The sequence below is a fragment of the Caulobacter sp. 10L414 genome, from assembly GCF_056395525.1.
On the sequence record NZ_JBFTJR010000080.1, the window covers coordinates 1 to 18,559 of the forward strand.

Annotated in this window: 10 protein-coding genes and 1 pseudogene; 2 read left to right on the top strand and 9 right to left on the bottom strand. The window is 67.0% G+C overall.

The genetic code is table 11. The features are described 5' to 3' along the window. The 4 genes from AC1DCG_RS22715 to rpsL form a co-directional block, all read right to left on the bottom strand. On the bottom strand, positions 1-148 hold a 148-nt coding region (locus AC1DCG_RS22715), incomplete at its 3' end, for a GTP-binding protein (protein WP_477028999.1). 122 nt (positions 149-270) lie between these two features. After that, positions 271-2,349 (bottom strand): elongation factor G, encoded by a 2,079-nt coding sequence (gene fusA, locus AC1DCG_RS22720; protein WP_477041685.1) that lies wholly within the window; start codon positions 2,347-2,349, stop codon positions 271-273. A gap of 114 nt (positions 2,350-2,463) precedes the next feature. Continuing rightward, the gene (gene rpsG / locus AC1DCG_RS22725; RefSeq protein ID WP_004624018.1) at positions 2,464-2,937 is read right to left on the bottom strand and encodes a 30S ribosomal protein S7; all 474 of its coding nucleotides are present in this window, start codon (positions 2,935-2,937) and stop codon (positions 2,464-2,466) included. Between the two features lie 12 nt (positions 2,938-2,949). Then, positions 2,950-3,321: a 30S ribosomal protein S12 gene (gene rpsL / locus AC1DCG_RS22730; protein WP_058350131.1), complete on the bottom strand. Its 372-nt coding sequence runs from the start codon at positions 3,319-3,321 to the stop codon at positions 2,950-2,952. A 354-nt stretch (positions 3,322-3,675) separates the two neighbouring features. On the opposite strand from rpsL, the gene AC1DCG_RS22735 reads away from it, so the two are divergent. Then, positions 3,676-4,455 (top strand): hypothetical protein, encoded by a 780-nt coding sequence (locus AC1DCG_RS22735; protein ID WP_477030880.1) that lies wholly within the window; start codon positions 3,676-3,678, stop codon positions 4,453-4,455. A 9-nt stretch (positions 4,456-4,464) separates the two neighbouring features. On the opposite strand, the gene AC1DCG_RS22740 is transcribed toward AC1DCG_RS22735, so the two are convergent. From AC1DCG_RS22740 to rpoB, 5 genes are all read right to left on the bottom strand, one after another. Further along, the gene (locus AC1DCG_RS22740) at positions 4,465-6,447 is read right to left on the bottom strand and encodes an alpha/beta hydrolase family protein (protein WP_477041686.1); all 1,983 of its coding nucleotides are present in this window, start codon (positions 6,445-6,447) and stop codon (positions 4,465-4,467) included. Positions 6,448-6,552: 105 nt separating this feature from the next. Continuing rightward, a complete protein-coding gene (locus tag AC1DCG_RS22745) occupies positions 6,553-8,352 on the bottom strand; it encodes a methyl-accepting chemotaxis protein (protein ID WP_477041687.1) in 1,800 nt (599 codons plus the stop codon). 126 nt (positions 8,353-8,478) lie between these two features. After that, positions 8,479-9,003, bottom strand: coding sequence for a hypothetical protein (locus tag AC1DCG_RS22750; protein ID WP_477037118.1), 525 nt, complete (start codon positions 9,001-9,003; stop codon positions 8,479-8,481). A gap of 171 nt (positions 9,004-9,174) precedes the next feature. Then, positions 9,175-13,365, bottom strand: a complete 4,191-nt coding sequence (gene rpoC / locus AC1DCG_RS22755) for a DNA-directed RNA polymerase subunit beta' (RefSeq protein WP_477037119.1) — start codon at positions 13,363-13,365, stop codon at positions 9,175-9,177. Positions 13,366-13,464: 99 nt separating this feature from the next. Further along, entirely contained in the window at positions 13,465-17,535 is a 4,071-nt protein-coding gene (gene rpoB, locus AC1DCG_RS22760; protein WP_165262968.1) for a DNA-directed RNA polymerase subunit beta, read from the bottom strand. Between the two features lie 343 nt (positions 17,536-17,878). On the opposite strand from rpoB, the pseudogene AC1DCG_RS22765 reads away from it, so the two are divergent. After that, positions 17,879-18,559, top strand: a pseudogene (locus AC1DCG_RS22765) (hypothetical protein); the annotation flags it as partial.

Sequence of the window (18,559 nt, forward strand, 5' to 3'; positions counted from 1 at the left end):
TGTCGGCGTAGTTCTTGGCGGTCGCGCCGCCCGACTTCGCCAGCGTGATCGTGATCGCGGCCGTCAGCGTCGTCTTGCCATGGTCAACGTGACCGATGGTGCCGATGTTGCAGTGCGGCTTAGTGCGTTCGAACTTTTCCTTGGCCATCTTCTTAGCTCCAGGACCCCAGAGGGGCCTTTATCAAAACGGTTGGACGTCTGGGGTTGGTCGGAAGGGGCCCATAGAGCCCCTTCCCATTCCGGCGTCTAGGCTTTTCCGCGAGGAAAGGCTTAGGCGTACTTCTTGATCACTTCGTCGGCGACGTGTTGCGGCACCGGATCGTAGTGGTCGTAGACCATGCTGAACTGGGCGCGGCCTTGCGACATGCCGCGCAGGGCGTTCACGTAGCCGAACATGTTGGCCAGCGGAACGAAGGCGTTCACGACAGTCGCGTTACCGCGCATGTCTTGGCCCTGGATCATGCCGCGACGGCTGTTCAGGTCGCCGATGACCGAACCCAGGTACTCTTCCGGGGTCACGACCTCGACCTTCATGATCGGCTCGAGCAGCTTCGGGTTGCCCTTCTCGCGCAGTTCCTTGAAGGCGGCGCGCGAGGCGATTTCGAAGGCCAGGACCGACGAGTCGACGTCGTGGAACTTGCCGTCGGTCAGGGTCGCCTTGAAGTCGATCAGCGGGAAGCCGGCCAGCAGGCCGTTGTCCTTGACCGATTCCAGGCCCTTCTGGACGCCCGGGATGTATTCCTTCGGCACGGCGCCGCCGACGATGGCCGACTCGAACACGAAGCCCGAACCCGGCTCGCCCGGTTCGAAGGTGATCATGACGCGGGCGAACTGGCCCGTACCACCGGTCTGCTTCTTGTGCGTGTAGTCGATGTCGACCTTACGGCCCAGCGATTCACGGTAGGCCACCTGCGGCGCGCCGATGTTGGCTTCGACCTTGTAGGTGCGCTTCAGGATGTCGATCTTGATGTCGAGGTGCAGCTCGCCCATGCCCTTCAGAATCGTCTGGCCCGACTCGTGGTCGGTCGAGACGGTGAAGGACGGGTCTTCGGCGGCCAGCTTCTGCAGGGCGACGCCCAGCTTTTCCTGGTCGGCCTTCGACTTGGGCTCGACGGCGATTTCGATAACCGGGGCCGGGAATTCCATGCGCTCCAGGATCACCGGCGACTTCAGCGGATCGCACAGGGTGTCGCCCGTGCGGGTTTCCTTGAGGCCGGCCAGGGCGACGATGTCGCCGGCGTAGGCTTCCTTGATGTCTTCACGGTTGTTGGAGTGCATGAGCAGCATGCGGCCGACCCGCTCGCGCTTGTCGCGCGTCGAGTTCAGCAGGCTCATGCCGGTTTCCATCTTGCCCGAGTAGATGCGGCAGAAGGTCAGCGAACCGACGAAGGGGTCGTCCATGATCTTGAACGCCAGAACCGACAGCGGCTCTTCGTCCGAGGCCTTGCGGGTGATCTCTTCTTCGGTCTTGAAGTCGATGCCCTTGGTCGGCGGGATGTCCACCGGCGACGGCAGGTAGTCGACGACGGCGTCGAGCAGGGGCTGCACGCCCTTGTTCTTGAAGGCCGAGCCGCAGAGGATCGGGTAGAAGGCGCCGGTCAGCACGGCCTTGCGGATGCACTTCTTGATGGTTTCTTCCGAGGGCTCTTCGCCGCCCAGATAGGCTTCCATCGCGTCGTCATYGAGCTCGACGGCGTTCTCGACCAGGTAGGCGCGGGCTTCCACGGCCTTGTCCAGCAGGTCAGCCGGGATTTCTTCGTCGCGGTACGAGGCGCCCAGGCCGTCGTTGTCCCAGACCACGGCCTTCATGCGGACCAGGTCCACCAGGCCCTTCAGGGCGCTTTCCGAACCGATCGGGAATTGGATCGGCACGGCCTTGGCGCCGAGGCGGTCGCGGATCGACTCGACCGACTTGTCGAAGTCGGCGCCGATCTTGTCCATCTTGTTGACGAACACGATCCGCGGAACCTTGTACTTGTCGGCCTGGCGCCAGACGGTTTCGGTCTGCGGCTCGACGCCGGCGTTGCCGTCCAGCACCGTCACGGCGCCGTCGAGGACGCGCAGGCTGCGCTCGACTTCGATGGTGAAGTCGACGTGCCCGGGGGTGTCGATGATGTTGAGGCGCTTGTCGTTCCAGAAAGCGGTCGTCGCGGCCGACGTGATGGTGATGCCGCGCTCTTGCTCCTGCTCCATCCAGTCCATGGTGGCGGCGCCATCGTGGACTTCACCGATCTTGTGCGACTTACCGGTGTAATACAGGATCCGCTCGGTCGTCGTCGTCTTGCCCGCGTCGATGTGGGCCATGATGCCGAAGTTGCGGTAGTCTTCGATTTTATGCGTGCGGGGCATAGCGATCGCTCTGCGAAACGGGGCGGCCCTGACGGACACGACCGGGATTTAAACGTGCGGCGCGGGCGGTTTATMGCAAACCGCCCGCGCCTGAAAGGGTGCTGGTAAGAAAGCTTACCAGCGGTAGTGCGAGAAGGCCCGGTTGGCTTCAGCCATCTTGTGGGTGTCTTCGCGCTTCTTCACGGCGGTGCCGCGGTTGTTCGAAGCGTCGAGCAGCTCACCAGCCAGCTTTTCGGTCATGGTGTTTTCACCGCGCTTGCGAGCGGCGGTCACCAGCCAACGGATGGCCAGGGCGCGGCGACGGTCCGGACGGACTTCAACCGGCACTTGGTACGTGGCGCCGCCGACGCGGCGCGAACGGACTTCGATCGCCGGGGCGACGTTGTCCAGGGCGGAGTGGAAGGTTTCAAGCGGACCTTGGTCCTTGCGCTTGGCTTCCAGGATGTCGAAGGCGCCGTAGATGATGTTTTCGGCAACGGCTTTTTTGCCTTCGTACATCACGTAGTTCATGAACTTCGTGACGACCAGATCCCCAAACTTGGGGTCCGGCAGGACTTGACGCTTCTCGGCGCGACGGCGGCGGGACATTCTTCTTCTTCCTTACTTCGGACGCTTGGCGCCGTAGAGCGAACGACGCTGCTTACGATCCTTGACACCTTGGGTGTCGAGGACGCCGCGCAGGATGTGATAGCGAACGCCGGGCAAGTCCTTGACGCGGCCGCCGCGGATGAGCACCACCGAGTGCTCCTGCAGGTTGTGGCCTTCGCCCGGGATGTAGCACACGGCTTCGATGCCGGTGGTCAGACGGACCTTGGCGACCTTACGCAGAGCCGAGTTCGGCTTCTTCGGGGTCGTCGTGTAGACGCGGGTGCAGACGCCGCGACGTTGGGGGCAGCCCTTCAGGGCGGGCACCTTGTTCCGGACCGGCTTCGGAGAGCGCGGCTTGCGGATGAGCTGGTTGACGGTAGGCATTAAGTCTCTGCTCTGATGGAAGCGTGTGCCTTTCGGCCGAAGCGCTTCAGGGTCCTTGTCGTTGTTCTTTCCGGCTTCAAGGCTCCGATTGGAGACCCGATAAACACGAAACTCGCCGGGACGCGAAAAGCGTTCCGGCGGGCCTGCCGTCGGTTAAGGGACGGACGCTCATCAGGACGGGCGCAAGACCCACCTCGAAAAGAGCGCGGAACCTACTCGCGAAGGCGCTCCACGTCAATCGTCGCCTTCTGCGTCGGTTAATGGGACGTTTACTCGCCCAGCGAGACGGCCACGCTTTCGCCATCAGCGATCGCCAGCCTGGACCTGCAACCCTCCCTTGTCGTCGAGTTCTTCGTGGTCGAAGCCGCCGCGCGGTCGATAACCCTTCTGCTGGATCGCCCCGCCGAAGCCAAGCCCGACAAGCGGTTCTGGGCGGTGGCGGGCGGATCGGCGGTCGTGCACATGGCGGTGCTGGCCTGGCTGGCCCTGCCCGTGCGGGCGGTGTTCCCCGACCAGGACACGGTCTCGACCGTGACCATCGAACTGATGACCCAGACCCCTCGCGAGACGCCTCGGGAAGCCGCCGAAGCCGCGCCGGCGGCAGCCGCCGCCCAGCCGATTCCACGGGAGGCGCGACGCCCGGCGCCGTCGGGAATCGCCCCCTCCCCCTTCGTGGCCGCCCCCTCGGCCGGGGCGCGCGATCGCGGGTCGGCCAGCCATCCGGCTCCCCTGCCCGCCGCCCAGCCCGGCGGCGACCTCAAGAGCGCCCTGCGCGGCAGCAGCACGGGCTGCGCCAACGACCGCGCCGTCGGCCTCAACCGGCGTGAGCGGGAACGCTGCGACGAGCGCTGGGGCGAGGCCGCCCGCAAGGCGCCCGAATACGCCGCCCCCATCGAGGCCGGAAAACGCCGCGACCTCGACATGCAGGCGCTGCGCCAGGAGGCCGAGCGCGCCTATCGCGACGCGCCCATGGGCCCCGGCGTCGACCATCGCAGCCGCGACGGCCCCGGCCGCGGCAAGGACATCCCGATGGTCGGCGGCCTGGAGCAGGACGGCCTGGGCCGCCAGCGCGACGCCACCCAGCAGCAGCTGCGCCTGCTGGAGATGAAGCAGAAGAAGGCGAAGAAGGACTAGCGCCCTTCCCTACGGCTTCACCGGCAGGTGCTTGGCCAGGAACTGCTCGGTCGCCTCCAGCATCCGGGTGCGGGCCGCGGAGCTGGACAGGTAGTGGTCGTCCTTCTCCAGCACCACGGTCTCGACCGGACGGCCGGCGGCCCGCAACGAGTCGCGCATCCGCTCGGACTGGGCGGGCAGCACGGTGGTGTCGCGCTCGCCCCAGACCAGCAGCACCGGCGGGGTGGCCTTGGTCACCCGCCGGGCCGGCGAGATCGAGGTCAGGGCCGTCGGGTCGTTGGCGGTCGAGCCGATGACGCTGCGCCAGTAGCGGAACGAGTTCGATTCCTGGCCGTAGGCCGTCACCGTCTCGCTCAGCATCTGGGGCAGGTCGGCCACGCCGTTGACCGACACCGCGCAGCGATAGGCGTCGGGGTTCAGGGTCGCACCGGCCAGGGCCGAATAGCCGCCGAAGCTGGCGCCGGCGATGCAGACCCTGGCCGGATCGATCACCCCCTCCGCCCCCAGGCTGGCGATCCCGTCCAGCAGGTCGGCCTGGATCTTGGCGCCCCACTCGCGCTCGCCGGCCTTCTGGAAGGCGTCGCCGAAGCCGGCCGAGCCCCGGTACTGCGGCTGCAGCACGGCATAGCCGCGCGAGGCCAGGAACTGGACCCACCAGTCGAAGTCGAAGCGGTCGCGCGCGGCCGGACCGCCGTGCGGCAGCACCACCAGGGGCAGCTTGCCGCCGCTCGCCGGCGCGCCCGGCGGCAGGGTCAGATAGGCCGGGATCTCCAGGCCGTCGCGGGCCTTGTAGGTCAGCCAGCGGGTCTGCCCCATCGGCTGGTCCTTCAGCTCGGGATACTCCTCGCCCAGGGGCGAGATCTCCTTGCGGGCCTTGTCGTACAGATGCCAGACGGCCGGCTGGTCCGGCGCCGTCACCCGCAGGACGAACCGGGTGCGGTCCTTCGACCAGCCGGTCAGCAGCACGTCGCGCCCCTTGAACAGTCGCGACAGCGAGCCGTGGACGCCGGCCAGCTGGGGATCCAGCCATTCGTAGGTCGGCCGCTCGCCGCCCGAGACGATGGCCGCCGGGGTGGTCAGGTTCTGGTCCCAAAGCATGCCGACATCGAGGTTCCTGACCGGCTTGCCCACCGGCTCGGCCGCGCCGCCCGCCAGGCGCCGGCGCACGACCTGCGAGGCGCCGTCGGCGGCGGTCTCGACGACGTAGGCCGCGTCCTCGGTGTCGGAATAGCCCATGTAGCCGGTGTCGCCGTCGAGCCTGGCCAGCAGCTTGAAGATCTTCTCGCCCTTGGCCCGGCCGTAAAGCGTGGTCTTGTGATTGAGGGCGTCCTCGTCGATCCGCACGCGCGCCTCGCCCGTGGCGTCGACGCTCCAGGTCTTGGTGTCGGGCGTGCCGCGCTCGGCGATGTTGCCGCGCCCCCTGACCACGTCCACCCGCCAGAGCGTCCAGACCAGCGGATTGACCACGCCCTTGCGGACCAGGCGGGTGTTGAGATTGCCCTCGCCGTTGTCGACCAGCTCCTCGAGGCCCAGCACCAGCGCCTTGGGCTTCTCGCCGTCGACCACGCCCAGCACCGGCTGGCTCAGCGCGTAGACCGAAGGGCTGTCGCCCTCCAGCAGCTGGCTGATCACCTTGCCCTTGTTGTCGACGACGATGTTGCGCTCKAACCGGTAGGCGTTGCGCGGCCCGGTGCTCTGCCAATAGGCGGCGCGGACGAGGGCGTAGTTCTCGCCGACCCAGCGCACGTCCATGGTCTGGATGTCGCCCAGGCCCAGCAGCGCCTCTCCGGGCTTGTCGATGGTGGCGAAGCGAACCGTGCGGGCCACGGGGCCCCCGCCCATGATGGCCAGTTGGTCGCCGGCCGGCGACATGGCCGCGTCCTGCACGGCCGGCAGCCGCCCGAACGCCGAAGCGGGCGCCGCCCCCTGCGCCCCCGCGGCCTGAACCGAAAGGATCGACAGAAGGGCCGCGGCCCCGAATTTCCCAAGCAACGCTCGCCCCCAAGCACACGCGTGACGACACCCGTCAGCGCCATGCACTCAAGGCGAGACCCAGTCTTGCGTCAAGCTCACAGTGAAGCTTGACGCCCCCTGCCCTCAGCCTGCGCGGCGCAGGCCCGGCGCGGCCGCCTGCGAGGTGCGGAAGCGCGCCACCATGCCCGACAGTTCGTCGGCGGCGGTCACCAGGTTGCGGCTGTCGCCGGCCGAGCGGCTGATCAGGGCCGCGTTGCGCTGGGCGCCCTGGTCCATCTGGTTCACGGCGGTGTTGACCTGCGACAGGCCGACCGACTGCTCCTGCGCGCCGGCCGCGATCTGGCTGACGATGCCGTCGATGGCCTCGACCTGGGCGACGATCTTCTGCAGGGCCTCGCCCGTGCGGCCGACCAGCTTCACGCCGGCCTCGACCTGGCGGGCGCTGTCGGCGATGTGGACCTTGATCTCCTTGGCCGCTTCGGCCGAGCGCTGGGCGAGCGCCCGCACTTCCTGCGCCACGACCGCGAAGCCCTTGCCGGCGTCGCCGGCGCGAGCCGCCTCGACGCCCGCGTTCAGGGCCAGCAGGTTGGTCTGGAAGGCGATCTCGTCGATCACGCCGACGATCTGGCCCACCTGGTGCGACGAGGCCTCGACCCCGCCGATGGCGGCGATGGTCTCGTCGACCACGCTGCGCGAACGGCCCGCTTCGGTCTGGGCCTCGCGCACGGCCATGTGCGCGCCGCGGGCGCCTTCGGCCGTGCGGCGGACGGTGACGGTGATCTCTTCCAGGGCCGCGGCCGTTTCTTCCAGGCTGGCGGCCTGCTGCTCGGTGCGGTCGGAGATGTCGGACGAGGCGTCGGCGATGCTGCCCGCGCCGGCGTTGAGGGCGCCGACCGCGTCGACCACCGAGCTCATCGCCGCTTCCAGGCGCTCGACGGCCTGGTTGAAGTCGCTGCGCAGGCCCTCGTAGTCGTGGGCGAAGGGCTGGTCGAGGCGGACCGTCAGGTCGCCGTTCGACAGGCGGCCCAGGCCCTGGGCCAGGCTGTCGACCACCTGGCTCTGCTCGCGCGCCGAACGAGCGTCGCGGGCCTGGGCGGCGGCGCGGTCGGCCTCGGCCTGGTCGCGCTGGCTGGCGGCGTCGGCCTCGATGCGGCGCTTGGCCTCGGCGTCGTCACGGAAGGCGTGCACGGCGTCGGCCATCAGGCCGATGTCGTCGCGGCGGCCGGCGAACGGCAGGGCGACGTTCAGGTCGCCCTTCATCAGGCGCGCCATGGCCTCGCGCAGGGTCTTCAGCGGCGCCAGCTGGCGGCGGACGGTCAGCACCGAGGCGACGCCGCCGGCCATGCCCAGCAGCACGCCGGCCACGCCAAGCCAGGCCAGCTGGCGATAGACGGGACCGAAATAGTCGGCCTTGGGCACGCCCACGAACATCACGCCGATCACCTGGCCCGAAGCGTCCTTGATCGGGTCGTAGGCGACGAAATAGTCGCGCTTGAGGATCTTGGTCTCGCCGCGATAGGGCTCGCCGCGGCCGAGCACCGCGTCATAGACCGGGCCCTGGGCCAGGCTGGTGCCGACGGCGCGCGAGCCGTCCGGCTTTTCGACGTTGGTGCTGATGCGCTTGTCGCCGGCGAACACGGTGGCCACGCCCCCGGCCAGGGCCTTGACGCGGTCGACGCCGGCCAGGTCGCCGTTCAGCGCATGATCGCCGATCAGCAGCTGGTCGCCCTCGCGGCGGAACGCCTGGCCCTGGCGGCCGATGACGTCCCAGGCCACGCGCATGCTGGTTTCCTGCTGGGCCACGGCCTGGCGTTTGGCGAAGCCGAGCGAGCTCCAGGCGACCACGGCGAGCAGCCCGGCCAGCAGAACGGCGAAAGCGGCGGCGATGGTCAGGCTGACCTTGGTGGAGATGTCCGAGCGCATGGGGTCCGGGCGAGAGGAAGGAATTTGCACTCCTTTTCAGCCCGCCCGGCTGAAATTTCATTTAACGCGCTGAAATAACGAGAGTCTTTTTACAATACGTCACATTTCCACCGAAGGTTGCCAAATCTAGGCGGCGGGCTTCGGCGTCTTGGCGGGCCGGGTGATCTTGCCGTTGCAGGCCAGCTTCCAGGCTTCCCAGTAGGCGGTGTCCAGGTGGGCGCAGCCGGCCTTGTTGTAGGCGACCTCGGCGTCGTACCAGTCGACGTCCTGCTCCCCCAGATACTTGAGCACCAGCGCCCGGCACTGCGGCCTGGCCTTGGGCGACAGGGCGTCCTTCTCCCGGACCACGTGATAGGCCTCTTCGTTCTGGGCCTTGGTGGCGACGAAGCCCGTCCAGCGATCGCCCGGCATGGCCGCATCCAGGCAGACGAACCGTCCCTCCCCTTCGACGTCGCTGACCAGGGGGTCGCGGAACAGCACCTCCTGGGGCTCGGGGAAGGTGGCGGAGATGATCGAGAACACCTCGTCGACCGCCGCCTTCTCGGCGCCGGTGAAGCCGTCAGAGGGCTTGGGGTCCGGCGGGATCTCCGGCGCGCAGGCGGCCAAGCACAGGACGGCCGCGACCGCCGCCATCGAGATGCTGCGAAGCATGGACGTCCCCCGACATCCGGCCGCCCCCGGCGACCGCACAAAACAAAAGAGCGGCCGGGTTTCCCCAACCGCTCCTTGTCTAGCACAACCTGTAAGGTCGTCAGCCGCCGATTACTCGGCGTCCGCCCTGGATGCCTATCGGCATCCAGGTTTCCAGCCTGTCTCGGACGCCTATTCGGCGTCCGAGAGCGCGATTTCCGCCGGCAGCGGCTCCATCGCTTCTTCGCGCTGAGCGGCCAGCTGCTCGTCGCGCTTGGCGGCGACGCGCTGCAGGCTGCGCAGGTAGGAACCCGTACCAGCGGGAATCAGGCGACCCACGATGACGTTTTCCTTCAGGCCTTCCAGGGTGTCGGTCTTGCCGTGCACCGAGGCTTCGGTCAGGACGCGGGTCGTTTCCTGGAACGACGCGGCCGAGATGAAGCTCTTGGTCTGCAGCGAGGCCTTGGTGATGCCGAGCAGCACCGGCTGGGTCACAGCCGGACGGCCGCCGCGGGCGATCGCCTTGTCCTGTTCCTTGTCGAACTCCGGCTTATCAAGGTGGTCGCCCTTGATGAGGCCGGTGTCGCCGGGCTCGATGATCTCGACCTTCTGCAGCATCTGACGAACGATCGTCTCGATGTGCTTGTCGTTGATCGGCACGCCCTGCAGTCGATAGACCTCCTGGATCTCGTCGACGAGGAAGTTGGCCAGGGCCTCGACGCCCAGGATGCGCAGGATGTCGTGCGGATCCGGGTTGCCGTCGATGATGTACTCGCCGCGCGTGATGTAGTCGCCATCATGCACCGCGATGTGCTTGCCCTTCGGGATCAGGAACTCGACCGCTTCGGGCTGGTTGCCGTCGGCGTCGACGTCCGGAGTGATCTTGATCCGGCGCTTGTTCTTGTAATCCTTGCCGAATTCGACACGGCCGTCCATTTCCGCGATGACCGCGCAGTCCTTCGGACGGCGGGCTTCGAAGAGTTCGGCGACGCGCGGCAGACCACCGGTGATGTCCCGGGTCTTGGCGCCTTCGGTCGGGATACGGGCGATGACTTCACCCGGCTTCACTTCGTCGCCGTCGGCCACCGAGAGAATGGCGCCGACCGACAGGAGGTAGCGAGCCTCGCCGCCGTTCGACAGACGCTTGTACGAGCCGTCCTCGGCCAGCACACCCATGGCCGGACGCAGGTCCGAACCGCGGGCCGACGCACGCCAGTCGGCGATGACGCGCTGGGCGATGCCCGTCGCTTCGTCGACTTCTTCGCGGACCGAGAAGCCGTCCACCAGGTCTTCGGCGCGGATGCGGCCGCCGACTTCGGTGATGATCGGCGTGGTGTAGGGGTCCCAGTCGGCCAGGCGCTGACCGCGCTTGACCGTGTCGCCGTCCTTCACCTTCAGGCGCGCGCCGTACGGCGGCTTGTAGTTCTCGCGTTCCTTGCCGTCGACCAGCACGCTCACCGAGGTGTTGCGGCTCATCACGACCAGGGCGCCGTCCGAAGCGGTGACGGTCGCGCCGCTGACGCGGACGACACCGTCGTTGCTGCTTTCGAAGAACGACTGCTCGGCCACCTGCGCCGTACCACCGATGTGGAACGTACGCATAGTCAGCTGCGTGCCCGGCTCACCGATCGACTGGGCGGCGATGACGCCGACAGCTTCACCGATGTTGACCGGGGTGCCGCGGGCCAGGTCGCGGCCGTAGCAGGCGCCGCAGACGCCGATCTTGGCTTCGCAGGTCAGGACCGAGCGGACCTTCACCGACTGGACAGCCGCCGCCTCGATGGCGTCGGCCATGTTCTCGTCAATGTAGGTGTCGGCCGGAGCGACCAGTTCGCCCGTCGACGGATCCTTGACGTCCTCGGCCGTGAAGCGGCCCAGGACGCGGGTGCCCAGCGAGACCAGCACGTCGCCGCCTTCGACCACGGCGTGAAGGGTGATGCCCTTCGTGGTGCCGCAGTCTTCCTCGACGATGATGCAGTCCTGCGCGACGTCGACCAGACGACGGGTCAGATAACCCGAGTTGGCGGTCTTCAGCGCGGTGTCGGCCAGACCCTTACGGGCGCCGTGGGTGGAGTTGAAGTACTCCTGAACGGTCAGGCCTTCCTTGAAGTTCGAGACGATCGGGGTCTCGATGATCTCACCGGAGGGCTTGGCCATCAGGCCGCGCATGCCGCCCAGCTGCTTCATCTGGGCTTGCGAACCACGGGCGCCGGAGTGGGCCATCATGTAGATGGCGTTGATTTCCTTCTCGCGGCCGTTCTCGTCCTTATGCTTCGTCTGAAGCTCGGCCATCATCTCGTCGGCGACGCGATCGGTGGCCTTGGCCCAGGCGTCAACGACCTTGTTGTACTTCTCACCCTTGGTGATCAGGCCGTCGGCGTACTGTTGTTCATATTCCTCGGCCAGGGCGCGCGTCTCGGCGACGATCGCTTCCTTGCGCTTCGGAATGATGATGTCGTCCTTGCCGAACGAGATGCCGGCCTTGGCGGCTTCCTTGAAGCCCAGGCCCATGACCTGGTCGGCGAAGATCACCGTCGCCTTCTGACCGCAGTGGCGGTAGACGACGTCGATCAGGTTGCCGATTTCCTTCTTGGTCAGCGCCTTCTCGATCAGTCGGTGACCGATCGCGGGGTGGCGCGGCAGCAGGGCGGCGATCTTCATACGGCCCGGCGTGGTGTCGATCACGCGGCGGCGAGCCACGCCATCGGCGTCCATTTCGGTGAAGCGCGACTTGATCTTGGCGTGCAGCGACACGACGCCGGCGTCCATGGCGGCTTCGATTTCGCCCAGGTCGGCGAAGATCTTGCCTTCACCCGGCTCGCCTTCGCGAGCGACCGACAGGTAGTACAGACCCAGGACGATGTCCTGCGACGGCACGATGATCGGGCGACCGTTGGCGGGCGACAGGATGTTGTTGGTCGACATCATCAGGACGCGCGCTTCCAGCTGAGCTTCCAGGCTCAGCGGGACGTGCACGGCCATCTGGTCGCCGTCAAAGTCGGCGTTGAACGCGGCACAGACCAGCGGGTGCAGCTGGATGGCCTTGCCCTCGATCAGCTTCGGTTCGAACGCCTGGATGCCCAGACGGTGAAGCGTCGGGGCGCGATTCAGCAGGACCGGGTGCTCGCGGATCACCTCTTCGAGGATGTCCCACACCTGGGGCTGCTCGCGCTCGACCATGCGCTTGGACTGCTTGACGGTGCCCGACAGGCCCTTGGCGTCCAGGCGCGCGTAGATGAACGGCTTGAACAGCTCCAGAGCCATCTTCTTGGGCAGGCCGCACTCGTGCAGCTTCAGGTCCGGACCCACGACGATGACCGAACGACCCGAGTAGTCGACGCGCTTGCCGAGCAGGTTCTGACGGAAGCGGCCTTGCTTGCCCTTCAGCATGTCGGCCAGCGACTTCAGCGGGCGCTTGTTGGCGCCCGTGATGACGCGACCGCGACGGCCGTTGTCGAACAGGGCGTCGACCGACTCCTGCAGCATCCGCTTCTCGTTGCGGATGATGATGTCGGGCGCGCGCAGTTCGATCAGGCGCTTCAGACGGTTGTTACGGTTGATGACCCGGCGATAGAGGTCGTTCAGGTCGGACGTCGCGAAGCGGCCGCCGTCCAGCGGCACCAGCGGACGCAGTTCCGGCGGGATGACCGGAACGACCGTCAGCACCATCCATTCGGGACGGTTGCCCGACTCCTGGAAGGCTTCCAGGATCTTCAGGCGCTTGCTGAACTTCTTCTGCTTCATGTCCGACACGGTGCCGGCCAGTTCCTCGCGCAGACGCTCGGCCTCTTTTTCGAGGTCGATGGCCTTCAGCAGGTTCTGGACGGCCTCGGCGCCGATCTCGGCGGTGAAGCTGTCGTCGCCGTACTCGTCCTGGGCGCGGATGTAGTCGTCTTCGCTCAGCAGCTGGTGCTGCTTCAGCGGGGTCAGGCCCGGCTCGGTGACGATGTAGTATTCGAAGTACAGGACGCGTTCGATGTCCTTCAGCGGCATGTCGAGCATCATGGCGATGCGCGAGGGCAGCGACTTCAGGAACCAGATGTGAGCGACCGGCGAGGCCAGCTCGATGTGGCCCATGCGCTCACGGCGAACGCGGGCGAGGGTGACTTCCACGCCGCACTTTTCGCAGATGATGCCCTTGTACTTCATGCGCTTGTACTTGCCGCACAGGCATTCGTAGTCCTTGGTCGGGCCAAAGATACGGGCGCAGAACAGGCCGTCACGCTCGGGCTTGAACGTGCGGTAGTTGATGGTCTCGGGCTTCTTGATCTCGCCGAACGACCACGAACGGATCTTTTCCGGCGAAGCGAGCGAGATGCGGATCTGGTCGAAGGTCGGCGTGGCCTGGACCGGATTGAAGATGTTCAGGACTTCCTGGTTCATCTTGGTTCCTTCTGCGGGACTACCCGCGAAAATTCAAAGTGGAGAAGAGGCTGAAAGGGGCCCCTCCCCCGCCGGCTCGGCGGAGGAGGGAGATCCGGATCAGCTGTTCTCCAGCTCGACGTTCAGGCCGAGCGAGCGCATTTCCTTGACCAGCACGTTGAAGCTTTCCGGGATACCGGCTTCGAACGTGTCGTCGCCGCGGACGATCGACTCGTAGACCTTGGTCCGGCCGGCCACGTCGTCGGACTTCACCGTCAGCATTTCCTGCAGGGTGTAGGCCGCGCCGTAGGCTTCCAGAGCCCACACTTCCATTTCCCCGAAGCGCTGACCGCCGAACTGGGCCTTGCCGCCCAGCGGCTGCTGGGTGACCAGCGAGTACGGACCGATCGAACGGGCGTGGATCTTGTCGTCGACCAGGTGGTGCAGCTTCAGCATGTAGATGTAGCCGACCGTGACCGGACGCTTGAACTGCTCGCCGGTGGTGCCGTCGAACAGGATCGACTGACCCGAACGGTTCACGCCGGCCATCTCGAGGTGGTCCTCGATGTCTTCCATGCGCGCGCCGTCGAACACGGGGGTGGCGATCGGAACGCCCTTGCCCAGGTTCTTGGCCAGTTCGACCAGGTCTTCCTCGGTGTCCGGCAGCTCTTCGTCCGGGCCGTAGACGTCACGCAGACGCTCGACCAGGGCTTCCTTCTGGCCGCCGTGCTGCCAGTCCTCGAGCAGACCGGTGATCTGCTTGCCGAGGTTGGCGCAGGCCCAGCCCAGGTGGGTTTCGAAGATCTGACCGACGTTCATGCGCGAAGGCACGCCCAGCGGGTTCAGCACGAGGTCCACGTGGGTGCCGTCGGCGAGGAACGGCATGTCCTCGATCGGCAGGATGCGCGAGATGACGCCCTTGTTGCCGTGACGGCCGGCCATCTTGTCGCCCGGCTGCAGCTTGCGCTTCACCGCGACGAAGACCTTGACCATCTTCATGACGCCCGGGGGCAGTTCGTCGCCGCGCTGCAGCTTGTCGACCTTGTCTTCGAAACGACGGTCGAGGCGCTTGCGGTTCTCGTCGAACAGACGGCGGAGCGACTCCAGTTCGCCCATCGCCTTCTCGTCTTCGAGAGCGATCTGCCACCACAGGCCCGAAGCCACGCCGGCCAGGCCTTCGGCGGTGATTTCACCGCGCTGCAGGCCCTTGGGACCCGACAGGGCGACCTTGCCGATCAGCAGGTCCTTCAGACGGCCCGAGATGTTGCGGTTCAGGATCGCGAACTCGTCGTCGCGGTCCTTGCCCAGACGGTCGATCTCGGCGCGTTCGATGGCGAGCGCGCGCTCGTCCTTGTCGACGCCGTGACGGTTGAAGACGCGCACGTCGACGATCGTGCCGGCGACGCCCGGGGGCAGGCGCAGGCTGGTGTCGCGGACGTCCGAAGCCTTCTCGCCGAAGATGGCGCGCAGCAGCTTCTCTTCCGGGGTCATCGGGCTTTCGCCCTTCGGCGTCACCTTGCCGACCAGGATGTCGCCCGGCTGGACTTCGGCGCCGATGGCCACGATGCCGGCTTCGTCGAGGTTGCGCAGGGCTTCCTCGCCGACGTTCGGGATGTCGCGGGTGATTTCTTCCGGACCAAGCTTCGTGTCGCGGGCCATGACTTCGAATTCCTCGATGTGGATCGAGGTGAAGACGTCGTCACGGACGATGCGTTCGGAGATCAGGATSGARTCTTCGAAGTTGTAGCCGTTCCASGGCATGAACGCGACGAGCGCGTTGCGGCCCAGGGCCAGTTCGCCCAGCTCCGTCGACGGACCGTCGGCGATGATGTCGCCGGCGCTGATCTTGTCGCCCACCTTCACCAGCGGACGCTGGTTGATGCAGGTCGACTGGTTCGAGCGCTGGAACTTCGACATCCGGTAGATGTCGACGCCCGAGCGGGCCGGATCGGTCTCTTCGGTGGCGCGCACGACGATACGGGTGCCGTCGATCTGCTCGACGACGCCGGTGCGCTTGGCGATGACCACGGCGCCCGAGTCGCGGGCGACGACCGCTTCCATGCCGGTGCCGACCAGCGGAGCGTCGGACTGCACCAGCGGCACGGCCTGACGTTGCATGTTAGAACCCATGAGGGCGCGGTTGGCGTCGTCGTTTTCGAGGAACGGGATCAGGGCGGCGGCCACCGACACGACTTGGCGCGGCGACACGTCCATCAGGTCCACCGTCTCCTTTTGCAGGAGGGTCGGTTCGCCGTTGATGCGGCCCGGAACCAGCTCTTCGACGATCTCGCCGCTGTCGACCTTGATGTTCGACTGGGCGATGACGTGCTTGGATTCCTCCATCGCCGACATGTAGACGACTTCGTCCTGCGGCTTGCCGTCCTTCACGCGACGGTACGGGCTCTCGATGAAGCCGTACTTGTTCACGCGGGCGTGGGTCGCGAGGCTGTTGATCAGACCGATGTTCGGACCTTCCGGCGTTTCGATCGGGCAGATCCGGCCGTAGTGGGTCGGGTGAACGTCGCGGACTTCGAAGCCGGCGCGCTCACGGGTCAGACCGCCCGGGCCGAGGGCCGAGAGACGACGCTTGTGGGTGATTTCCGACAGCGGGTTCGTCTGGTCCATGAACTGCGACAGCTGCGAGGAGCCGAAGAATTCACGCACCGCGGCGGCCGCGGGCTTCGCGTTGATCAGGTCGTGCGGCATGACGGTGTCGATATCGACCGACGACATGCGTTCCTTGATCGCCCGTTCCATACGGAGCAGGCCGACGCGGTATTGGTTTTCCAGCAGTTCGCCGACCGAACGCACCCGGCGGTTGCCGAGGTTGTCGATGTCGTCGATTTCGCCGCGGCCGTCGCGCAGGCCGACCAGCAGTTTCAGGACGGCCAGGACGTCTTCCTTGCGCAGGACGCGGACTTCGTCCGAGACTTCCTGCTCCAGGCGCATGTTCATCTTCACGCGGCCCACCGACGACAGGTCGTAGCGCTCGGCGTCGAAGAACAGCGACTTGAACATCGCTTCGGCGGCTTCCACCGTCGGCGGCTCGCCCGGACGCATGACGCGGTAGATGTCGAACAGCGCGTCTTCACGGACGGCGTTCTTGTCCACGCGCAGGGTGTTGCGCATGTAGGCGCCGACCGTCACGTGGTCGATGTCGAGCACGTCGATGGTGTCGAAGCCTTGGTCGGCCAGGGCCTGGATCGTCGGGACGTCCAGCTCGTCGCCGGCTTCGGCGTAGATTTCGCCGGTCTCGAAGTTGACGGCGTCGCGGGCCAGATAGCGGCCGGTCAGGGCTTCCGGACCGAGCAGCAGGGTCTTCAGACCGCCGTCGGCCAGCTTCTTGGCGTTGCGGGCGCTGATCTTCTGGCCAGCCGGAGCGACCTCTTCGCCGGTGTCGGCGTCGATCAGGGCGACTTCCGGCTTCACGCCGCGCCAGCGCTCGGGCTTGTACGGGGTGGCCCAGCCGCCCGAACGCTTCTCGAACGGAACGACGTCGTAGAAGGTGGTCAGGATCTCTTCGCCGTCCATGCCCAGGGCATAGAGGAAGGTCGTGGCCGGCAGCTTACGGCGACGGTCGATACGGACGTAGACGATGTCCTTGGCGTCGAACTCGAAGTCGAGCCACGAGCCGCGGTACGGGATCACGCGGGCGGCGAACAGCAGCTTGCCCGAGGCGTGGGTCTTGCCCTTGTCGTGGTCGAAGAACACGCCCGGCGAACGGTGCATCTGCGAGACGATGACGCGCTCGGTGCCGTTGACGATGAAGGTGCCCTTGTCCGTCATGAGCGGGATGTCGCCCATGTAGACGTCCTGCTCCTTGATGTCCTTGACCGAGCGGGCGCCGGTTTCTTCTTCCGTCTCGAACACGATCAGGCGCAGCTTGACCTTCAGCGGCGCGGCGAAGGTCATGTCGCGCTGGATGCATTCCTCGACGTCGTACTTCGGCTCTTCGAACTCGTACGAGACGTATTCGAGCACGGCGCGCTCGTTGAAGTCCTTGATCGGGAACACCGACTTGAAGACCGCCTCGACGCCCTCGTCGCGACGCTGGCCCGGACGGACCTCGCGCTGCAGGAACTGTTCGTAGGAGGAGCGCTGAACCTCGATGAGGTTCGGCATCTGCACAGCCTCGGGAATGCGGCCGAACGACTTCCGGATCCGCTTCTTGCCGGTGAAGGATTGCGCCATGTTTTTTCCCTGCGGCGCGGATGGACTCCGCGCGTGAGTTCGAATGTCCGTCGCGTCCACCCTCGCCGCTCCCCTTGCCGGGAAGCGCTGGACGCTGGAATTCCCCTGACTGGCGACCGGGACCGGAAGCCTGTCGGGCGCCCCTTCGCGCGTATCGGAGGGCGGCTGATCGCGCCTCGGGGCGTTGAAAAGCGGACGTGCGTGGACGCACTCCGCCGAAATGTCTTCGTGAACGGGCCGATATAGGGGATCGAAGCGAGGATGAAAAGGGGGAAACAGCGACCAATTTGAAGGCGCGGGCTCGTTCAACGCGGCGACGCCTCCCTCTGGCCAAGGCCCGCCGATGACCGCCGCGCTCAAGACCCGCCCCGCCGCGCGCGCCCTGTCGCCGCTGCACCGCATCGCCGCGCGGCTGGACGAGGCGCCCCCCGCGGCCCGCAAGCGCCTGGTCGCGGCCGGGGATGCGCTGGCGGACGGCGACTTCGCCCGCGCCGAGAGCCTGGCGGCGGCCACCCTGCCCGAGGGCGCAAGCCTGGCCCTGCGCCTGATCGGCCTGGTGCGCGAGCGTGCCGGCGCCCTGCCCCAGGCCTTCGAGGCCCTGCGGCAGGCCCACCTGCTGGCCCCCGCCGATCCCGACGGCGTGCGCGACCTGGCGCGTCTGGCCCGGCGCATGGGCCAGCCGGCCCTGGCCGCCGACCTGCTGGCCCGCGTGCGCGCCGCCTGCCCCGGCGACCTGGCCGACGCCCAGGACCTGGCGGCCGTGCTGCGCGACCTCGACCGCTGCGACGAGGCCCTGGCGATCGTCCGCGAAGCGATGGCCGGCGCGCCCCAGGCGCCGCACCTGTGGAGCCTGCTCGGCTCGATCGCCGCCCAGAAGGGCGACGACGCCGACGCCCGGGTGTTCCACGACGAAGCCCTGCGCCTGGCGCCGCGCGACGTGCCGATCCTGGCCAACGCCGCGCTGGCGCGCCTCGACGTCGGCGACGCGGCGGCCGCGAAGGCCGCGTGCGACGCGGCCCTGGCC